This window comes from Nocardia jinanensis (genome assembly GCF_014645735.1).
Classification (GTDB): Bacteria; Actinomycetota; Actinomycetes; order Mycobacteriales; family Mycobacteriaceae; genus Nocardia; species Nocardia jinanensis.
The window spans coordinates 84,068-103,346 of the sequence record NZ_BMMH01000012.1; the positions used below are offsets into that span (position 1 = coordinate 84,068).

Below are 19,279 nucleotides of genomic sequence, written 5' to 3' on the forward strand. Positions count from 1 at the left end.
TCGACAGGTACTACGCCGGACCCGCCGCTCGGAGCGCACCGGCAGCGCCGCGAGGGTGTCAGGAGGGCTCGGCTTCCAGCCGTCGCCGCAACGTATCCAGACCGTCCCCGTGCAGGTCGGCGACCGCGACGGCGCGCCCCGAGGACGCCAGCAGTAGCGACAGCAGCGGGCCACGCACCTGCGGCCCGGCGCCTGCGCTGAATTCCGCGTCATCGGCCACCAGTGTGAGCCCGGCGGCGAGTTCCTTCCCGCCGCCGAAGCTCGCCGAGGTCCGCAGCTGGAGCCGCAACGCGTCGGCCGTGGCCTCCATCGGGTATGCACGGGTGATTCCCAGCGGCCGCCGGATGTCCTCCCCGTGCACGATCATCTCGACCAGTCTGCTGTCCCGGGGAGCGGGTGGGCTCACCGTGCGGCCCAGCTCCACCCGCAACCGGTCCAGAGTTTCGGCGGGTGTCGCGGCGCGTTCCCGTGCGACCCCGGTCTCGGTGAACCGGTCGAAATCGAAGCGGGCACGGGCGAACTGCCAGAGGAAGACGGGTACGGAGGTTTTCGCGGTGGCCACGATATGCGCGAGCACATCGTGCACGGTCCACCCGGGGCACAACGACGGAGTCGCCCACTGGTCGCCGGTGAGCCCTTCGAGATCCGCGATGAGCGCCGTCCGCTCGGACCGGACGGTCGGCCACACGTTTTCCACAGCGCCTCCAGATCGGCTCGAACCCCGGGTCGCGGGGTGACGAACCGCACACTACGGACCGGCACCGACAATTCCGCCGGTCCGCGCCGCACATCGAGGACGCCGCCGGAGTGCGGCGCCATCGAGTTGGTGGTCGATCAGCCGCGCGCCGCCCCGGAGACCAGCGCCTCGTCCCAGAGCCGCCGCAGAATCGTCCCCGCCGGATCCGGCGATGCCTCCCGGAACCCCGTACCCGCCCACAGCGCCATATCGCCGGCGATGTACTTCTCGGCCGCGGCCGCCCGGATCGGACTGGTGAGGTGATGGATCTGCGGGTACGCGGCCGGCGCCGTGCCGTATTCGGCGATGAATTCATTGGCCAGCCCGCGGGCGGGCCGGCCGGAGAACACGCGTGTCACCACTGTGTCGGTGAACTGCGGATCGGCCAACGCGTCCTTGTGCGCCGTTCTCGCGCCGGATTCGGTACTGCGCAGGAATGCGGTGCCGAGCTGGACGGCCACCGCCCCGTGCGCGAGTGCCTCGACGATGCGCGCTCCGTCGGAGATCCCGCCCGCGGCGACCACCGGCAGCGGGCACCAGGCGGTGATCTCGTCGAGCAGTTCGATCAGCGGTGTCGTACCCGGCTCGTCCTCGACCCGGAACGTCCCCCGGTGACCCCCACCCTCGGGCCCTTGCAGGCACAGCGCGTCGACTCCCGCCTCCACCGCGGCACGCGCCTCGTCCGGACCGGTTACCGTCGCGATCACCGCGGACCCCGCGTCACGTAACCGTCGCACGGTGTCCACCGGGGGCAGGCCGAAGGTCAGCGAGACCACGGGCACCCGCTGGTCGACCAGCAGATCCACCTTCTCGGCGAACCGATCGTCGTCGAATTCCCGGACGGCGGGCAGATCGATCCCGTACCGGCGCGCGGTCTCCCCCAACCTGGCCCGGTACTCCTCCACTGCTGCGGCGTCGTACGAATTACGTTGCGGGACGAAGAGATTCACACCGAATGCCGCATCGGTACGCGCCCGGACCTCGCGTATCTGCAGCGCCACCGCCTCGGGGGTCTTGTACCCGGCTGCCAGAAAGCTCAGCCCGCCCGCCTCCGTGACACCGGCCACCAACTCCGGGGTCGAGGGCCCACCGGCCATCGGCGCCGCCACGATCGGCACGGCGAGATCTCCGAAATCGAACACGTCCACCTCCACGTCGACACCGACTCGGTCGACACCCACCCTCCTCACCTACCGGTACGGCGCGAACACCGGGTGGTACCGCTGTTCCCTCCGTCACGGATCGGGCCGGGCCCGCTTCGGCGAGGTTCGCCCGAAACGGGTGAACCGTGGCAGCGGTACCCGGACCTCATATCGATGCATAATTCCGGTGACCGTGGCGCATCTCGTGACCTCGCGCCTACCTCCCCGTAGGAGAAGAGGGTATGTCCGATTCGAGTACGTTCATCGTCGAACGCGCGACCACCATCGCCGCGCCCGAGCCCCGGATACGAGCACTCGTCGACGACTTCCATCACTGGCGTGACTGGTCGCCGTGGGAGGACGCCGACCCCGACCTGAACCGGACCTATTCCGGTCCGGGATCGGGAGTGGGCGCCCGCTACGACTGGGAGGGCAATCGCAGGGCGGGTGCCGGCACGATGACTATCACCGCGTCGGAACCGGGCCGGGTCGGGATCGACCTGGCCTTCCGCAAACCGTTCCGGAATCAGAACGAGGTGACATTCCGGCTGGTGCCGACCGGCGACACCACCGAGGTGACCTGGCGGATGACCGGCCGCAAGAACCTGTTCTTCAAAGTGTTCGGCTTCCTGTTCCCCATGGACCGGTTCATCGGGCCGGACTTCGAGAAGGGCCTCGTGCGGTTGAAGGGCCGGGCCGAAGCGGCTACCTGAGCGCCGCCGGTCGATTCGCGCCGGGGCACCGGCGGAAGCGAAAACGATGAACAACAGCGCGGTCGCGGTGAAGATCACGCGACCGCGCTGCCGGACCGGCACGGCCGTCAGTCGGCGGTGTTCGCGGCGGGATCCGGTGCGGAGAACCCGGTGATCCGCTCGGGTGTCACGCGGACGATGAACCGCAGGAGATCCGCGGGTTCGGCGGGCGGGTCCTGACCGAGGTACTTCCGGGAAAGCCGCAGCGGCAGCGCCTTGTCCGGGTCCTCGATCAGTTCGGCGGTGCCCTGGATATCCACGGAATGATAGGGGTTCGCGGAATCGAATACGGTGAGCCCGATCCGTGGGTCCCGGGCCAGGTTCCGGACCTTGCGGCGGTTGGTCGTCGAGGAGAACACGATCGAGTCGCCCTCCCGGTCCATCCAGACCACCGAGGTCTGCGGCCGGCCGTCCGGTTCGACAGTCGCCACCGTGGCGAAGTTCTTCCCGTCCAGCAGGCGGCGCGCTTCGTCGTTCAATTCGATCGTCATGACAATTCCTTTGCTGGTTTCCGATGGATACGCGGACGAGCGGGGGTGGTCCGGTGAGAGCCGGCCGGGGTCAGGCGGCCGGAGCGGCCGCGATATGCGCGCGAGCCGGGAGAGCGGCCGCGGCCACAGGTCGCAGCACTGTGGCCGCCACACCCAGCGCGGCCACCAGCAGTCCGGCCGCGATGGCGAAGGCCACCCGGTAACCGCCGGTCAGCGCGTCGGCAACGGGCGCCCCGGAGTTCAGCAGAGCACCGCTGCGGGACGCGGCGAGAGTGGTCAGGACGGCGACGCCGAGCGCCATCCCGATCTGCTGGGTGGTGTTGAACAACCCGGAGACCAGTCCGGCATCGTCGGCCGCGGCGCCGGACATACCCAGTGCGGTGAGCGCGGGAAGTACCAGCCCGAATCCGGCGAGCAGCGCCGTCACCGGCAGCAGGTCCGGCAGGTAGGACGCGTCGACCGGCAACCAGGCGAGCCGGACCATGGCGGCCAGCAGCAACAACAACCCCGCGATCAACACGGCGCGTTCGCCGAATCGGATGATGAGCCGAGCCGAGCCGAACAGCGAAACCCCGCCGATCGCGACGGCCGCGGGCAGCATGGCCAGGCCGGTTTCCAGCGCCCCGTATCCGAGCACACGCTGCAGATAGAGCGCGAGCAGGACCTGGAACGCGAACATCGCCGAAACGGTCAGCATCTGCACCAGATTGGCCCCGGAGACATTGCGCGAACGGAAGATCCGCAGGGGGAGCAGCGGATCACCGATCCGGGACTGCCGAAGCACGAACACCGCCAGCAGCGCGAGGGATACGGCTCCGAAACCGAGGGTATGGCCCGAGGTCCAACCGTGGTTCTCGATCTCGACCACCGTGTAGATACCGAGCATCAGTCCGGCGGTGACCAGCGCGGCGCCGGGGAGATCGGGTCGGCGGGCGGTACCGGTCGCGTGATCCGCCGGCAGGACCGCGATCGCCAGAGCCACCGTGGCCAGGCCGATCGGCACATTGATCAGGAAGATCCAGTGCCAGCCGAAAGCGTCGGTCAACACCCCGCCCAGCACCTGCCCGATCGCGGCACCGGCGGCACCGGTGAAACCGAAGACCCCGATCGCGGCCTTGCGCTGCCGGTTCTCGGTGAACAGTGTCACCAGGATGCCGAGCGCGACAGCGGAGGCGAAGGCGCTACCCACGCCCTGGAGAAAGCGGGCGGCGATCAGCTTCGCGGGAGTGGTGGCCGCACCCGCCATCAGCGACGCGGCCGTGAACACCGTGTTCCCGATGAGGAAGATCGTCTTGCGGCCGACGAGATCACCGAGGCGCCCGCCCAGCAGCAGCAGTCCGCCGAAGGCGATCAGGTAGGCGTTGACCGTCCAGCTCAACCCCGCGGCGGTGAACCCCAGGTCACGCTGGATCTCCGGAAGTGCCACGGTCACGATGCTGCCGTCGAGGACGGTCATCAGCGTGGCGGCCGACAGAACGGCCAGGGCGAGACGTGCGGGAAAGCTCATGGTGTTCTCCTGTCCGGAACCCGACAGGAGAGACTGTAATAGATAGTTTCGTTGCAGACAATCTATTGTAGAGCTATTGGCGCGCGCGGCGCGCGGCCGACGGCGCCTCCACCGTCTCGGCGAGATGCCCCTCGGTGAGGTTCCGCAGCGCACGTACCAGGGCCGCCCGCTCGGTCGCCGGTAGCGATTCGAGTGCCGCGCTGTGCACGCCGTCGACGATCCGCTGACTCCGTTCGGCGACCTCGCTCCCCGCCTCGGTGACGGCGATGATCCGGGCACGGCGGTCGGCAGTGGAGGGTCGACGCTCGGCCAGCCCGGCCTTCTCCAGCGCGTCGACAGTGACCACCATCGTGGTCTTGTCCATATCGCCGATTGCCGCGAGTTGGGCCTGGGTGCGCTCCCCCTCCAGCGCGTGGACGAGTACGCAGTGCATACGGGCGGTCAGCCCGATCTCCGACAGCGCCGCCGCCATCCGGGTGCGCAGGGCGTGGCTGGTGCGGTCGAGCAGGAACGACAGATCCGGTTCGGCGCGGACAGGAGCCATGGCAGTCATGAATCCCATGATAGTTCCGTTGCAGATCTTCTATGGCGAACCCGGCCCGCCTCCGGCCGAGCCGCAGGGCCCACCGCGAGCGCGCGCGTGGAGTGGCTCAGGTGGTGTCCACGGTCAGCGGGTCCGTCTCCGTTCTCCGTCTACGTCGCGCGCCGCTTCGGCCGCCGACCGGCCCGCGCGCATCACCGCGGCCGCCCGGCGCACCGGACGCCGCCCCGGTCGGGCAGCTCGGCACGTTCCGGACACACGCGGACTCCGGATACCGCCGACCCTCTAGGATTGCCGTACAACTCGAAGCGTTAACCGTTCTCTCTGGACGCGCGCCGCCGGATTCGTGGTGCGCCGACGAGTGCGCCCGCCCGCGCGGCGGCCGCGCACGAAACTTCGACCCGAGGCGGCGCTGATGACAGACGTCGACTATTGCGTAATAGGTGGGGGATTTGCCGGACTGACCGCGGCCCTGCGCCTGAAACAGGCGGGTCGCACCGTGGCGCTGCTGGAAGCCCGCGACAGGCTCGGCGGGCGCACGTTCACCGAAACCCGCGCCGACGGGTCCTGGATCGACCGAGGCGGAGCCTGGATCGGACCCGGCCAGGAGCGGATTCGCGCCCTGATGCAGGACTACGGGGTGCCGAGCTACAAGCAGTACACCGACGGTGAGGCGATGATGCTCGTCGAGGGCAAACAGTATCGCTATACCGGCACAATTCCGTGGTCGATGAGCCCGTGGGTGGCGATGAACCTCGGTGCCGCCCTGCTCGATCTCGGTCACCTGTGCAAATCGATTCCGCTCGACGCACCGTGGACGGCCGAGCAAGCCGACCGCTGGGATCGCATCACCCTGGCACACTGGCTGAACACTCACGTCGTGTCCAAAGCCGCGCACGAACTGCTCGAAACCGCCATCGCCGGTGCCTACACCTCCGCCGCGTCGGAAGTGTCGCTGCTCTTCGCGCTGTACCAGATGGCGTCCGGCGGCGGGCCCGGGTTCGTCCTGGGTATCGAGGACGGCGCCCAGGATTCCCGGCCGGTGGGCGGTATGGGTGCCATCTATCGCCCGATGGCCGCCGAACTCGGCGATGCGGTCCATCTCGCGCGGCCCGTGAAGCGCATCCAGCAAGATGCCGACGGGGTCACCGTCTTCTCCGGCAAGACCACCGTGCGCGCCCGCCGCGTGATCGTCGCGGTGCCCCTGGCCATCGCGAGCCAGATCCGTTACGAACCGCTACTGCCGGTCGACCGATCCTTCCTGCACCAGCGGATGCCCAGCGGCGCCATCATCAAGATCTCCTTCATATACGACGAACCCTTCTGGCGCGACGACGGTTTGTCGGGCCAGTCGGCGGCCCCGGGCTCACCGGCCACCATCACCATCGACGCCTGCACCGACACCGGCCGACCGGGCGTTCTGTGCGTCATCGTGGAAGGTCCCATCGCACGGCGGATCGGACAGCTCGACCCCGCCGAACGGCGGCGAACGATTCTCGATGCCCTGGCCGACCGATTCGGCGACAAGGCCCGCACCCCGGCCGACTGCATCGAACAGGACTGGAGCGCCGAGCGCTATTCCGGTGGCGGAATGCTCAGCCACGCACCGACGGGCGTTCTCACCCAGTTCGGCCACACCCTGCGGACGCCGTGCGGCCGGATCCATTGGGCCGGCACCGAGAGTTCCGCGGTGATGTGCGGGTGGGTGGACGGCGCGGTGCGTTCGGGTGAGCGCGCGGCCGACGAAGTACTGGAACAAGACATGGTGACCGCTTCCGGAAGTCCCGCGAACGACAGGGGGGCGCACCGAGGGAACCCGTGACCACGGCGACCGAACGTATCGGGCGAGCGATCACCGCGGGCGGCCCGGACGTGACAGGCAAGTCCCCACTTGCCTATAGTGGCGGCGTGAGCGAAGGTACCGACCCGGGCGAGGTGTTCAGAGCACTGGCCGACCCCACCCGCCGCGTGATCCTCGACGAACTCGCCGAACGCGACGGGCAGACATTGTTCGAACTCTGCGGCCGGTTGACGATGCGCCACCAGCTCTCGTCCACCCGGCAGGCCATATCCCAGCATCTCGACGTACTCTCCGGCGCCGGCCTGGTACGGACGAGCCGGGAGGGCCGGTACAAGTTCCACTACCTGAACCGAGAACCGTTGCGGAATCTCACCGACCGCTGGCTGAAGGAGTAGCAGATGCGGATAAACGTCACCAGCGTCTGGGTCGACGACCAGGCCAAGGCCCTGACCTTCTATACCGACACGCTCGGCTTCGTGAAGAAGATCGACGTCCCCGCCGGTGAGTACCGCTGGCTGACCGTCGTCTCCCCACAGGCACCCGACGGGGTCGAGCTACTTCTGGAACCCGACGCGCACCCGGCTGCCAAAACCTTCAAGAACGCGCTGGTGGAGGACGGTATCCCGTTCACCTCCTTCGCCGTCGACGATGTGCACGCCGAGTACGAACGGCTGCGGGGGCTGGGCGTGCTCTTCACCCAACCGCCGGTCGACCACGGCCCTGTCACCACCGCAGTCCTCGACGACACCTGCGGCAACCTCATCCAGATCGCGGAGCACAAAGCCTGACCCCGCACGACCCGGCACCGGTGATCGCCGAATACGATCCGGTGCCGGGCGATCCGGCGGGGAAGGCGCCGCTCAGAACCGATCCTTGTGTTCGCGGACCCAGTCGGCGAAAGTCCGGGCGGGCCGGCCCAGGATCCGGTCGACAGTGCCGTCCGGAATCCGCGCCTCCGGCGGCGGGTCGGCATGCCAGCCCACCACATACTCGGCATCGGACAGCGAGACCCCTTCGCGCAGGAACCTTTCGATCGCCCGCTCGCGGCCGATCTGCTCGAAGGCGATCTCACGACCGAGCGCCCCGGCGAGCAGCGCCACCCGCGCTCCGGTGGTCAGCGCCTCGGGACCGTTCAGGTTGTACGCACGACCCGAATGCCCCTCCTCCGTATGCGCGATCGCGGCCACGGCGCCCAGGTCCCCCTCGTGAACCACGGCACTGGGGATATCGAACGGCTCCCGCACTACGCCCTCGTCGCGAATGGATTCGGCCCAGGTGAGCGCATTGGACATGAATTCCTGCGGTTCGAGCCGCGTCCAGGCCACCCCGGATTCCTCGACCGCCTGCTCGGCCGGGCCGACATACCCGCCCCAGAGGACAGTGATCCGCTCTACCCCCGCGGCGACCGCGCGCCGGACCAGTTCGGGACCGGTATCGGCCACACCGGCCGTCACGGTGATGTGGAGTCCGGTGACACCGTCGAACGCGGCATCCAGCGACCCCGGCTCCGTATGGGTTCCGCCGGCCAGCTCCGTCCCGGCAGGCAGCAGATCCGCGGCCCGTCCCGGGTCCCGGGTCAGCGCCCGCACCCGGCTGCCCCTGCGGAGCAGTTCGGCCACCACATGCCTACCGGTGTTTCCTGTTGCGCCCGTTACCAAAATCGTCACGATGACTCCCTTCCGCGGGCGACGTTAGGACCTCAACAAATGTTCAGGTCAAATCGGGAATGCGAGCCCCCGGCCAGCGCCATCCGGCTACCGGTGAGCGAGCGCCGCGCCGACCTCCCCCTCCGAGCCGTCGGCGGAGATCGCACGGGTCTGCCAGGATTGCCGCATGAGAACCACGGCTCACCCCGGCACGATCCCCGCCGGGACTCTGGTTCTGCTGACCGCTCTCTATTTCGCGCAAGGCCTGCCGTACGGCTTCTTCACCCAGGCACTGCCCGTCGTGCTCCGCGAATCCGGTTTCTCGCTGATCGAGATCAGCGCCACCGGTGTCCTGTTCGCGCCGTGGGCGCTGAAATTCCTGTGGGCGCCCTACGTCGACCACTACGGCACCCGGCGGCAGTGGTTGCTCTGCCTGCAACTCGCCGCTTCGGCCGTGACACTCGGGCTCGCCTGTCTGGACCTGTCGTCCTCGCTGCGCTGGCTGCTGGTGGGCATCGCCGTCGTCAACGCCGTCTCCGCGACCCAGGATATCGCCACCGACGGTCTCGCCGTCCAGCTACTCGGACCTCGGCAACGGGGGCTCGGCAACGGTATCCAGGTCGGCGCCTACCGGATCGGCATGATCGTGGGCGGCGGCGCACTGCTGTGGCTGTTCGCGCTCGCCGGGTGGCGAAGCCTGTTCCTGGCGATGTCGATCCTCCTGCTGGCCACCGCGATCCCGGTGTGGTGGTCACCGCGCACCCCGATCCGCAGCACGCCGACCGAAGCGTCACCGAATCCCGGCCGGTTGCTGCTGGGCTGGTGGCAGCGGTTACGCCGGCCCGGAATGCTCGCCTTCATCCTCCTCATCGGCGGCTTCAAGTTCGGCGACTCCATGGGATCGGCGATGGTCGGCCCGTTCATGTCCGATACCGGACTCACGCTGACCCAGATAGCCCTGGTCAAGGGTGTTCTATCCTCCGCCGGGGCGCTCGCGGGCGCGGCACTGGGCGGCTGGCTGTGCTACCGGCACGGCCGCCGCCGCGCCCTGCTGATCGGCGGTGTCACCCAGACCGCGAGCCTGGCCCTCTACCTGTTCTGCGCGCTCGGGATCGGCGGATTCGAGTTGATCGTCACCGCGAGCCTGGCCGAACACATCCTCGGCGGCGCCGCGACGGTGGCTGTGTTCACCCTCATGATGGACGCCTCCGACCCCGACCACGCCGGAAGCGATTACACCCTGCTGGCCTGCGCGGTGGTGACGGTGCAGGGTATCGCGGGATTCGCCGCGGGGACGGTGGGCGAACTGCTCGGCTACCCGGCACTTTTCGGAACGAGCCTGGTGCTGTCGGGAATCGGTTGCGCGGCACTACTCATCGCGACGGATCGGGGAGCCGGGCCGGCCGGAGTCCACGCGGTGTGGGCGGCACCTACCCCGGCTACCCGCTGAAGCGCGACGCGCCCCGGGCCTACCCGCACACGCTGGTCCCGGGCGCGTGCCCGGCGACCGGAAACGAACGGGACGGCCGATAACCGGTGAGCCGGCGGCCGGGCGGCTGGGTGGTGCGTTATCGTCTGCTCCCTGATGGACCTGCCGACCGGCCCGGAGCGCGGCCCGCCCCGGCGTTCGGTACCGACCCGAAGTGCGGCACCAGGGAGGGAAGCATGGACATTACCGACCTGATCCTCGACGACCACCACGAGCAGCGGCGATTGTTCGCGATCCTGGAGCAGATCGACCGCGGGGATACCGCCGCGCTGTCCGCGATCTGGGGCAGACTGGCCGCCTTCCTCGAACTGCACGCGCAAGCGGAGGAGGAGATCTTCTACCCAGCGCTGCTACAGGTCGGTATCGCGGCCCGGCGCGCGGCCGGGGTGGAGGAAGAGACCCTCGACGCTGTCCACGACCACAACGAGATCAGGGATGCTGTCGCGGAAGTGGCGCGGCACCGAGTCGGCTCCGAGGACTGGTACACGGCCGTCGCGGCAGCCAACACGGCCAACAGCGACCATATGGCCGAGGAAGAACGCGAGGGCCTCACCGACTTCCGCCGCCTGGCGAAGCTGCCACGCCGTCATCAGTTGGCCGTCACCTTCGCCGCGTACGAGGCAATCAACTACGCCGGTGTCCGACCGGTCGACAAGGATCCCGCCGGTTACGTCCGCGCAGCCGAGGAAAAATCGCGGACCGCTGCGAGTGGATCGCTGAGTGTCGGCACCCTGAAGCAGAATCGAGCCTCCACCTAAAAGAAGACCGCCCGGCCTCCCTGGAGTTCGCCCGCATCCGGCGGCCTATCCCGAAACTCGTGTTCTCGCGCACGCTGAATTCGGTGGCAGGCAACACGCGCCCGGGGCTATCGACGACCTCGCCACCGAGGTCGACAGGCTGCGCCGACGGCCGGGTGCCGGGGTGGTATCCCTCGGCCGACCTCTGGATCTGCGCCTGACCGAGTCCCGAATTCTCGGCACCCGCGTCGTCTACCTTCGCTACCAGCGCACGCGCTGAGCAGGTTATACCGCCGATACGAACGTGGTGTCGGAGCTGTGCGAACCCGCCCCGGACGCCCGAGGCTCGCCTGGCCGGCAAATTTCGCGGCGGCCTGCGCGGTGACCGGGGTGAAGAGGTTGATCAGATTGCCATCGGGGTCGCGAAACAGCAACGACCGGTTCCCCCATGGCATCGTCGTGGGCTCGTTGACGAAATCGTTCGCTCCGCCCACCGGCTTCGAGCCGGCCGCTCATCTGCTGTCCGCACTTGCCACGGCGCCCTACCGGCACGAGGTATCGATCCGAGTTCAGGGCACACTCACCCAAGTCCGCGCACTGCTCCCCGCGACGATCGCGACCGTGCGCGAGATCGACTCCCCACCGCCTGACACTCGCCCGTGGGTGCGGGTCCGAATACGGGCCGAACAACTGGACTGGATTCCCCCCGTACTCGCCGGTCTGAACCGCCCGTTCGTCATCGAGCACCCCGATATTCTCAACGACGCTGTGCGCGCCCTGGCCCGCCGACTCACAGCGGCCGCCGACGAATCCGAAACCCACGGGTAGAAACCGGATGCCGGAGCAGGTTACCTGCCCCGGAACGGTTCGAGTAACAAGCGCGACCCCTGTGCGATGTGTTCAGACAACATCAAACCAGGAGGTTCCAAATGCTGTCTGCGAAGCGGCTTGCCGCCGGCGCCGTCGTTGCCACCGCGACTGCGGCCACTGTGCTCGCCGGTGGTGGCGTGGCCCAGGCCGACGTACCGGTGTGGCAGGCCAACTGTCACGTTTACAACGTCTTCAATACCGGCGGAATGGCCAATTGCGAGCTGCCGACCTGGCACCAGGTGAAGCTCACCTGCGTTGCCTGGCCCGTCCCGTTCACCTACTGGAAGTACGGCCCGGTGCAATACGGGCAGAACCAGTCCTGGGCCAGTTGCGACTCGTTCAACGCACTGGTGGGGATCGAGGTCATCCAGGCGTAATTCGCGCCCGGCCGATCTGCCCGGTGCTCGTTCCCTCGCGGCCGGACACCATGCCGCAGCCGAGTCTGCCGCATGCACCGTTTTGCCGCATACCGCGATGACAGCGCCGCAGCGACCGGTGAGGCACGTCGCGAGAACGCGTCGTCGCACGAGCGCGGTCACGGTATGTGACAAACGGCCGGCCCCGTGGCGTTCGTACGACGCACCGCCACAACACCGCGAGGAGATGGTGCATCGTTCACAACGAAACAGACAAACTATGTGATCCCGGGCCGTAGCCGCGCCCGCCGTCCGCTCACTAGCATTTCCGCCACGGCGTGACGAAAGCGGTAGTGAGCATGGCTGACACGATCTGGCAAGTTGTCCACCAGAGCACGCGCTGCGCCGACTCCCACCGGCTACCGACCGCGGCGCGCCGGCTCTGGTGAAGGCACCCGCTTCCGGGCCCGTCTCAGCGGCTCTGCGCCGGGCTGGAGCACAGTTGTCCCGAGCCCTGAACCCCGCGGCGATCCACACATCCGCCAAATACCGGAGTTTCGCTCGCGGCGTGCGGAGGACAGACGAACTGCCGGAGGCTGATCACCGCTCGATTCGCTCCAAATGGTATTTGGTGGGCGCAGCGGTGGGTGGATGGGCGGCCGGATCGGCGATATTCCACGCCGTCTACGAGGACCAGCCGGCCCCGCCGGTTACCTCCGAGATCGACCCCGCCGTAGAACGCCTCGCCGAGATGTCTCCCTTTCTGCGACAACAGTTGGCGGATCTGCGAGCCGAAGGATGGACGATCGGGTACGGCGCCATCGATTCCCTCGGCGCGACCCGGATGAAGTCCAAAACGATAGTGATCAACGAATCCCTGAAGAACGATCCGTTGGAAGCTACGTCCGTACTCGCGCACGAAGTCGGGCACGCATATCCCGGCCGCTTCGACGTCGAGCCCTTGTCACCCCGGTCCGATGAGGACTACGACGACTGGCTCGAACGGAATCTGTGGCTGCGCCGACTCTCCGAAGCCGAAAGCGAACTGGTAGCCGCTCAGGTGCGCTCGGAGATCAGGAGCGGAGGAGGCCCGGATATCGGACGGGTCGAAGACTATACGGTGGGCCTCTACCACGCGATCGGCGCAGGCGTTCTGTCGCGAGACGAAGCGCGCGAGCGTATGACCGAACATCTCGACTGGTACTCGTTCGAGTACTACCGGTCGGAACACGAAAAGCTATGGGACAGGCAATACGCCGATACACACGGTCCGTCGGTGGAGCGGTGGGATCGCGCCGGGTCATCAGGCCCTCCGAAAATGCCCCAGCCCATTCCGGAGACAAGCAACCCCTACCAGTAGGGACAGAGTCACCGGGCCAACGGAGACCTACCGTCGAAATCCCGTAATGCCGATGAGCGTGTCCCGCTGCTAGAGGGCCGTTGTCCGACAATCAGTCGGCCCGACTTGTCGGATATCTCGCCCACTCGACACGATTTCTCGACACCGTCCGACTTCGATCGCACCCAGATGGTGCGGTCAGCCCTGGCCAGGGTGCAACAACCGAAACGATTCTCAGCAGGTCAGTCCACCTTCGACTTGGCGCGGGCGTAGGCGCGGGCTGCGCGAGCGCGGTCGCCACAGCGCGTCGAGCACCAGTGACGGCGGCCGTGGCGGATCAGGTACCGATTGCACGGGACGGAGGCGCAGGTGGTCAGGAAACCGGCCTCGGCGCCGGTGAGTAGGTCGGCCGTATCTGCGGCGAGCGTCGCGAGCGCGCGGTCGAGGATCTCGTTGGGCGGACACAGCGCAGCGCGGTAGGGGCCATTCGTCTCATCCCATCGCAGCAGGGCAGCCGTTGGGGTCCTGCTCAACGCGTCGTTGACGGCGGACAGCGCTGCAGGCAATACCGGCTGCCGCGCGACACGGGCGGCGAACAATGCCCTGATGTGTTCGCGCAGCACGCGCAGCTGCGTCGCGCACATCTCCTGCACTCCGGCATCGGCAGGCGCGAGGCCGCGTTCGGCGAGCCACCGATTCGTCGATTCGGGGGTGCCGAGCAGGTCGATGAAGTGTCCGCCGGGCAGCACATAGGCGCTGTCGGCGAAGTCGAGAGCGAGGTACTGCTCAGCCCCGGGTGCGGGCGGTAACGCAGCGGTCGAGATCTCTCGCACGGCTCTCATATTTCTCATGTTACGGCTTGCTTTTATCCGTGAGAACAGCCTACCGTTCTCACGGATACATGTAGCTTCATCCGTGAGGAGTTTGCTGGTGGCTTCTGCAGGCACAACTGATCGGCAGGTCTGCGTCCGCGTATTCGGCGGTCCGACCGCACTATTCGAATACGGCGGGCTCAGGTTCCTCACCGACCCGACCTTCGACGCGCCCCGCGACTACCAGCAGGCCGGCGGCCTGCTGACCAAGACAGCGCCGGCCGCCGCCGCGCCGGCCGACCTCGGCCGCGTCGACGTGGTTCTGCTCTCACACGACGAACACCCCGACAACCTCGACCACTCCGGCCGGGCCCTGCTCGCCGACGTGCCGCTCATCCTCACCACGCCCGGTGGCGGGCAACGCCTCGGGAACCGGGCCAAAGGCCTGGTCGACTGGGAATCGATCGAGCTGGCTCGCCCCGGCGGCGGCACGATCACCGTGACGGGCGTGCCCGCGATCCACGGGCCGGGCGCACGCGAGGAGGTCGAACCGATCACCGGCCAGGTCGTCGGATTCGTACTGACCGGGAAAGGCCTGCCCACCGTCTATGTCAGCGGCGACAACGCCTCGCTCACCGCGGTCGAGGAGATCGCCGAACGTTTCGCACCGGTGGACACCGCCATCCTCTTCGCCGGAGCGCCCACTTCGCTGTTCTCTTCGACGGTGCGCCGATCGTCCTCGACAGTACCCAGACCGCCGCGGCCGCCGAACTCCTCGCACGACCACGGCCACAGTACCGCCGCCTCCGGCCTCGTCATTGCCATCCACATCGGCGCGATGTACCTGCCATCGCCGCTGACGGGCCGGCTCGTAGATCGCTATGGCCGCTCGACCATCGCCGCCGTCTCCGGGCTGACCCTGCTCGGCGCCGGAGTCGTCGTTTGTGCCGCCGGTGAATCCGTCACCCTGTCGGCGGCGGCACTCACGCTGCTCGGTCTCGGCTGGAACTTCGGCCTCGTCGCAGGCACCGCGATCGTCACCGACGCCGTGCCGCTGGCTACCCGTGCCAGAACCCAGGGCCTGGTCGACCTCACCATCGCCATCGCGGGCGCGGCCGGCGGCATGGCCTCGGGGCTGGTCGTCGCCGCTGCCGGCTATCCCGGACTGGCCATCGGCGGTGGCATCCTGGCATCGGCCACCGTGCCCGCCGTCGCCGCCGCGCGCAAATCCCCACCCGGCTGGGCGGTGTTTCACAAGCAGTGAAGATGTGGGCCCACCCAAGGCGCACGTTCGGCTGCCCGACTACGCGGGGGTGCTGGACTCCAGGGCGTCGACAGGACCACCGATCACCTCGCCGACGCCATAGGTGCCACCTCACGTGCCGCGAGGGACGACGCCTCGGTAGGTGTTGAGCCGCTACACGTTGAAGCGGAACTCGACCGGGTTCCGCAGCCTAACAACCTTCACAGCGCATAGCCCATTCGATCCACTACAAGAGAGTCTCGACAGGCTGTCCAGTGATATCGGCGATCAGTTCGAAATCCTTGTCCACGGCGAGCACGGTCAGGCCGGCTTTCTCGGCGGTGGCGGCGATCAGCAGGTCGGGGATGGACGGCGCCCGATGCTGTCCACGGTCAGCGAGCAGCATCTGCACCTCCCAAGCCCGATCCTCCATTGCGGGAGTCAGGTGCTCGATCGGCATCAGGGTCAGTGGCGGGGACGCGAAGGCACGTCGTCCCGCTGTTCCCGAACGAGCCGAGAACCCGAGTTCGAGTCGCGTGATCGTCGAGAGGTGCACGAGACCACGTTCGATTCGCGCATTCCACTCATCGAGGTTCCGAGCCTGGCCCAACTGCATTCTCGCGTAGGCCGATTTGTCGACGAGCCAGCTCGTCACCGCCATGCGGAATCCATTACCGAGGGGTCCGAAAGGTCGCTGAACGCTTCCGCAGACCGATCCCAATCCTCGGGAGTGAGAGTGGCGCCCTGCACGGGCGGCGTCCGACCCTCCAACTTCCGACGCAGGTATTCGTTGCGCGACAGACCGAGGGCGGCAGCATCGGCATCGATGCGATCCACCGCTTCGTCGGACAGGCCGCGAATGAGAACGTTCGGCATGATTTCCCACCTCCCAAAAGATTGATATCATGATATCACCTGCGGGTGATGACACTGGCCAGGTCGCTACCACACAGCCGGCACATGCCCGGGCGCTATGAACCAGAACACCTCCGACGGCACCCCACCGCTGTCGAACGCCGACACGATCAGCCACGAATCGGTCGAAGTCGGCGCGTGCGTCGACGAGCCGTGCAGCCCTCCGCCCCGATACACCATATCGGTGCGGAACCAGCGTGAGCCCGACCGATTGCCAGACGTTCGACCGGAACTCGACTACACGTTGAAGCGGAACTCGACCACGTCGCCGTCGGCCATGACGTAGTCCTTGCCCTCCATCCGGACCTTGCCCGCCGCCTTCGCCGCGGCCATCGACCCCGCCTCGACCAGATCGCCGAAGGCGACCACTTCGGCCTTGATGAAGCCGCGTTCGAAGTCCGTGTGGATGACCCCCGCCGCCTTCGGCGCGGTGTCGCCCTGGTGAATCGTCCACGCCCGGGCTTCTTTCGGGCCGGCCGTCAGGTAGGTCTGCAGGCCGAGCGTGTGGAAGCCGGCGCGAGCGAGGGCGTGCAGGCCGGGTTCGGTCTGGCCGATGGATTCCAGGAGTTCGGCGGCGGATTCGTCGTCGAGTTCGAGGAGTTCGGATTCGACCTTCGCGTCCAGGAACACCGCGTCGGCGGGCGCGACGGAGGCTTTCAGCTCGGCGACCTTGGCCTCGTCGGTGAGTATCGACTCGTCGGCGTTGAACACGTAGAGGAACGGCTTCGTGGTCAGCAGCGAAAGTTCTTTCAGCAGTTCGCCGTCGATCTCCTTCGCCGCGGCGAACAGGGTGCGGCCGTTGTTGAGGATCTCCTGCGCCTGCTTGGCGGCGTCGGCGCTGGGCTTGCGGTCCTTTTTGACCTTGGCTTCCTTCTCCAGGCGGACGACCGCCTTTTCGAGAGTCTGCAGGTCGGCGAGGATCAGTTCGGTTTCGATGACCTCGATATCGGAGGCCGGGTTCACCTGGCCGTCCACATGCACCACATCGTCGTCGGCGAAAACGCGGACGACCTGGCAGATGGCGTCGGCTTCGCGGATGTTGGCGAGGAATTTGTTGCCCAGGCCGGCGCCTTCGGAGGCGCCCTTCACGATGCCCGCGATATCCACGAAGGAGACCGTGGCGGGCACGATGCGAGCGGAGTCGAAGATATCGGCGAGCTTGTCCAGCCGGGGGTCGGGCAGCGGGACCACCCCGACGTTGGGCTCGATAGTCGCGAACGGGTAGTTCGCGGCGAGCACGTCGTTGCGGGTCAGCGCGTTGAACAGCGTCGATTTTCCGACGTTGGGCAGGCCGACGATTCCGAGGGTGAGACTCACGAGGACAGCAGTCTACGCGGGTAGCCGGGTGGGTCGGCGGTCGGCCGTACCGTGTGCGCGGGCGCCCGCTCGGAGGCTCGCGGCGTAGACGGTGAACTTCATACGGTCGCCCGGCTGCTCGGTGGATTCGCGGGCTCGAGCCCGATGCGCCCGTTCCGGCGTAGCGTGACACCTATGGAGCCGACCTCACAGGTGGTGACGGCCCACCCCGCCCCCGCACTGGCCGCCTTCATCGACCGGTACGTCGGATACCGCATGTCCGGATTCGAGGCGGGACTGCACCGCGGGCTGCCGTCCCGGCATATGACGTTCATCGTCGCCATCGGACCCTCCATCGACGTCATCAGCCAGACCGACGCCCGCCAATCCCCGGACGACTACCGCTGTGTGCTGAGCGGGCTCCAGGACACTCCGGCGATGATCGCGCACGACGGCACCCAGGAAGGTGTGGCCATAAAGCTCACTCCGCTGGGCAGCCGGGCGTTGTTCGGGCTGCCCGCGGCGGAACTGTGGAGTACCTCGATCGAGTTCGCCGACCTCATCGGCTCACCGGGTCGGCAACTATGGGAGGAACTGCAGGAGCAGACCGGGTGGCCGCAGCGGTTCGCGGCATGCGACCGGGTACTGACCCGGTTACTGGTCCCGGAGCGAGCGGTGGGACCGGAACTCAGCTGGGCGTGGCGCGCGGTGGCGGGATCGCACGGGACGATCGGGGTGGAAACGCTCGCCGAGCGCGTCGGCTGGAGCCGCCAGTACCTCACCAAACGGTTCACCGGCGAGTTCGGCTCGAGCCCGAAGGTAGCGGGGCGGGTGGCCCGGTTCGAGCGGGCCAAGCAGATGCTGCTGCACACCCCGTCGTTCGTATCGATCGCCCAGGTTGCGGCCACCTGCGGTTATTACGACCAGCCGCATCTCAACCGTGAGTTCGCGCGACTGGCCGGATGCAGCCCGACGCAGTGGCTGGCCGAGGAGATTCCATCCGTCCAAGACCCGGAGATGGCCGGCGAGCCAGGCTGAGAACATGACCGCAACAGCGAAAACCACCACGACAACCACCCCCGCGCCCACCGTCTGGCCGTGCCTGGCCTTCCGGGATGCCCGCGGCACCGCGGACTTCCTGGTCCGGGCGTTCGGCTTCGAACTGACGGCCATGTACGCCCGCGAGAGCGACCCGGCGGTGATCGAGCACGCCGAACTCCGCTGGCCGGAAGGCGGCGGAGTCATGTTCGGCACCGCGGACAAAGGCGGCGGACTGCCGGAACGCCGCACGCCGGGAACCGAATCCGTCTACATCGTCTGCGCCGACCCGGACGCCCTGTACGAGCGGGCCACCGCGGCCGGGGCGGAGACCATTGCCGGATTGAAAGACGAGGACTACGGGTCGCGCGGGTTCACGGTCGCGGACCCGGAGGGCAACTTCTGGAGTTTCGGGACCTATCGGGGCCGATGAGCCGCGTCGTTCCACGGGATCGGAGCCGGAGCGTGGTTCGCTGATCCGGGTGGCCGCGGCGGTGTCGAGCCCTGCCGCGGCGCCTCTGCAAATCGGCACTCGTACAGCTTGACCTTCAGGTTGCTCGAAGCCCGA

The 19,279-nt window shown here is 67.7% G+C and carries 23 protein-coding genes; 12 read left to right on the forward strand and 11 right to left on the reverse strand.

Annotated features, from left to right (window positions below; genetic code table 11):
* Nucleotides 1-58: 58 nt before the first annotated feature.
* Both IEY68_RS24940 and IEY68_RS24945 read right to left on the reverse strand, forming a co-directional pair.
* Nucleotides 59-697, reverse strand: a complete 639-nt coding sequence (locus IEY68_RS24940; protein WP_058854065.1) for a maleylpyruvate isomerase family mycothiol-dependent enzyme — start codon at nt 695-697, stop codon at nt 59-61.
* Between the two features lie 137 nt (nt 698-834).
* A complete protein-coding gene (locus IEY68_RS24945) occupies nt 835-1,917 on the reverse strand; it encodes an NAD(P)H-dependent flavin oxidoreductase (protein ID WP_267886560.1) in 1,083 nt (360 codons plus the stop codon).
* Nucleotides 1,918-2,120: 203 nt separating this feature from the next.
* On the opposite strand from IEY68_RS24945, the gene IEY68_RS24950 reads away from it, so the two are divergent.
* A complete protein-coding gene (locus IEY68_RS24950) occupies nt 2,121-2,591 on the forward strand; it encodes an SRPBCC family protein (RefSeq protein ID WP_058854066.1) in 471 nt (156 codons plus the stop codon).
* A 107-nt stretch (nt 2,592-2,698) separates the two neighbouring features.
* Here IEY68_RS24950 and IEY68_RS24955 read toward each other — a convergent pair whose 3' ends face one another.
* The 3 genes from IEY68_RS24955 to IEY68_RS24965 form a co-directional block, all read right to left on the reverse strand.
* The gene (locus IEY68_RS24955; protein ID WP_058854067.1) at nt 2,699-3,121 is read right to left on the reverse strand and encodes a PPOX class F420-dependent oxidoreductase; all 423 of its coding nucleotides are present in this window, start codon (nt 3,119-3,121) and stop codon (nt 2,699-2,701) included.
* A 70-nt stretch (nt 3,122-3,191) separates the two neighbouring features.
* A complete protein-coding gene (locus IEY68_RS24960; protein WP_058854068.1) occupies nt 3,192-4,628 on the reverse strand; it encodes an MFS transporter in 1,437 nt (478 codons plus the stop codon).
* 73 nt (nt 4,629-4,701) lie between these two features.
* A complete protein-coding gene (locus IEY68_RS24965; protein WP_058854098.1) occupies nt 4,702-5,181 on the reverse strand; it encodes a MarR family winged helix-turn-helix transcriptional regulator in 480 nt (159 codons plus the stop codon).
* Nucleotides 5,182-5,584: 403 nt separating this feature from the next.
* Here IEY68_RS24965 and IEY68_RS24970 point away from each other — a divergent pair, with 403 nt between their 5' ends.
* The 3 genes from IEY68_RS24970 (at nt 5,585) to IEY68_RS24980 (ending at nt 7,758) form a co-directional block, all read left to right on the forward strand.
* Complete coding sequence (locus IEY68_RS24970; protein ID WP_058854069.1) at nt 5,585-6,991, forward strand: flavin monoamine oxidase family protein; 1,407 nt, start codon at nt 5,585-5,587, stop codon at nt 6,989-6,991.
* Nucleotides 6,992-7,077: 86 nt separating this feature from the next.
* Entirely contained in the window at nt 7,078-7,365 is a 288-nt protein-coding gene (locus IEY68_RS24975) for an ArsR/SmtB family transcription factor (protein WP_058854099.1), read from the forward strand.
* 3 nt (nt 7,366-7,368) lie between these two features.
* The gene (locus IEY68_RS24980; RefSeq protein WP_058854070.1) at nt 7,369-7,758 is read left to right on the forward strand and encodes a VOC family protein; all 390 of its coding nucleotides are present in this window, start codon (nt 7,369-7,371) and stop codon (nt 7,756-7,758) included.
* Between the two features lie 72 nt (nt 7,759-7,830).
* Here IEY68_RS24980 and IEY68_RS24985 read toward each other — a convergent pair whose 3' ends face one another.
* Complete coding sequence (locus tag IEY68_RS24985; RefSeq protein WP_058854071.1) at nt 7,831-8,637, reverse strand: NmrA family NAD(P)-binding protein; 807 nt, start codon at nt 8,635-8,637, stop codon at nt 7,831-7,833.
* Between the two features lie 166 nt (nt 8,638-8,803).
* On the opposite strand from IEY68_RS24985, the gene IEY68_RS24990 reads away from it, so the two are divergent.
* Both IEY68_RS24990 and IEY68_RS24995 read left to right on the forward strand, forming a co-directional pair.
* A complete protein-coding gene (locus IEY68_RS24990; protein WP_058854072.1) occupies nt 8,804-10,066 on the forward strand; it encodes an MFS transporter in 1,263 nt (420 codons plus the stop codon).
* A gap of 215 nt (nt 10,067-10,281) precedes the next feature.
* Nucleotides 10,282-10,863 (forward strand): hemerythrin domain-containing protein, encoded by a 582-nt coding sequence (locus IEY68_RS24995; RefSeq protein ID WP_058854073.1) that lies wholly within the window; start codon nt 10,282-10,284, stop codon nt 10,861-10,863.
* Nucleotides 10,864-10,970: 107 nt separating this feature from the next.
* On the opposite strand, the gene IEY68_RS37375 is transcribed toward IEY68_RS24995, so the two are convergent.
* A complete protein-coding gene (locus tag IEY68_RS37375) occupies nt 10,971-11,297 on the reverse strand; it encodes a VOC family protein (RefSeq protein ID WP_505784552.1) in 327 nt (108 codons plus the stop codon).
* Here IEY68_RS37375 and IEY68_RS36415 point away from each other — a divergent pair.
* The 3 genes from IEY68_RS36415 to IEY68_RS25010 all read left to right on the forward strand — a co-directional run bounded on the left by IEY68_RS36415 (nt 11,242) and on the right by IEY68_RS25010 (nt 13,428).
* Complete coding sequence (locus tag IEY68_RS36415; protein WP_505784554.1) at nt 11,242-11,670, forward strand: WCX domain-containing protein; 429 nt, start codon at nt 11,242-11,244, stop codon at nt 11,668-11,670. The genes IEY68_RS37375 and IEY68_RS36415 overlap by 56 nt on opposite strands.
* A gap of 101 nt (nt 11,671-11,771) precedes the next feature.
* Nucleotides 11,772-12,089 (forward strand): hypothetical protein, encoded by a 318-nt coding sequence (locus tag IEY68_RS25005; protein ID WP_058854074.1) that lies wholly within the window; start codon nt 11,772-11,774, stop codon nt 12,087-12,089.
* Between the two features lie 610 nt (nt 12,090-12,699).
* Nucleotides 12,700-13,428, forward strand: a complete 729-nt coding sequence (locus tag IEY68_RS25010; RefSeq protein ID WP_156426094.1) for a hypothetical protein — start codon at nt 12,700-12,702, stop codon at nt 13,426-13,428.
* Nucleotides 13,429-13,649: 221 nt separating this feature from the next.
* Here the strand turns inward: IEY68_RS25010 and IEY68_RS25015 are convergent, their stop codons facing one another.
* Nucleotides 13,650-14,249: an ABATE domain-containing protein gene (locus tag IEY68_RS25015; RefSeq protein ID WP_058854076.1), complete on the reverse strand. Its 600-nt coding sequence runs from the start codon at nt 14,247-14,249 to the stop codon at nt 13,650-13,652.
* Between the two features lie 88 nt (nt 14,250-14,337).
* Between IEY68_RS25015 and IEY68_RS25020 the strand changes: the two genes are divergently transcribed.
* Nucleotides 14,338-15,483, forward strand: coding sequence for an MFS transporter (locus IEY68_RS25020; protein ID WP_199804898.1), 1,146 nt, complete (start codon nt 14,338-14,340; stop codon nt 15,481-15,483).
* A 226-nt stretch (nt 15,484-15,709) separates the two neighbouring features.
* Here the strand turns inward: IEY68_RS25020 and IEY68_RS25030 are convergent, their stop codons facing one another.
* From IEY68_RS25030 to ychF, 3 genes are all read right to left on the reverse strand, one after another.
* Nucleotides 15,710-16,123 carry a PIN domain nuclease gene (locus IEY68_RS25030; RefSeq protein ID WP_058854078.1) on the reverse strand — a complete coding sequence of 138 codons (414 nt, stop codon included), beginning with the start codon at nt 16,121-16,123 and terminating at the stop codon, nt 15,710-15,712.
* The gene (gene vapB, locus IEY68_RS25035) at nt 16,114-16,338 is read right to left on the reverse strand and encodes a type II toxin-antitoxin system VapB family antitoxin (protein ID WP_058854079.1); all 225 of its coding nucleotides are present in this window, start codon (nt 16,336-16,338) and stop codon (nt 16,114-16,116) included. Before vapB ends, IEY68_RS25030 begins: the two co-directional genes overlap by 10 nt.
* A 276-nt stretch (nt 16,339-16,614) precedes the next feature.
* Nucleotides 16,615-17,694: a redox-regulated ATPase YchF gene (ychF, locus tag IEY68_RS25040; RefSeq protein ID WP_058854080.1), complete on the reverse strand. Its 1,080-nt coding sequence runs from the start codon at nt 17,692-17,694 to the stop codon at nt 16,615-16,617.
* Nucleotides 17,695-17,868: 174 nt separating this feature from the next.
* Here ychF and IEY68_RS25045 point away from each other — a divergent pair, with 174 nt between their 5' ends.
* Both IEY68_RS25045 and IEY68_RS25050 read left to right on the forward strand, forming a co-directional pair.
* Nucleotides 17,869-18,711: a helix-turn-helix domain-containing protein gene (locus IEY68_RS25045; protein WP_062999283.1), complete on the forward strand. Its 843-nt coding sequence runs from the start codon at nt 17,869-17,871 to the stop codon at nt 18,709-18,711.
* 4 nt (nt 18,712-18,715) lie between these two features.
* A complete protein-coding gene (locus IEY68_RS25050) occupies nt 18,716-19,144 on the forward strand; it encodes a VOC family protein (protein ID WP_058854081.1) in 429 nt (142 codons plus the stop codon).
* The last annotated feature ends 135 nt before the right edge of the window (nt 19,145-19,279 follow it).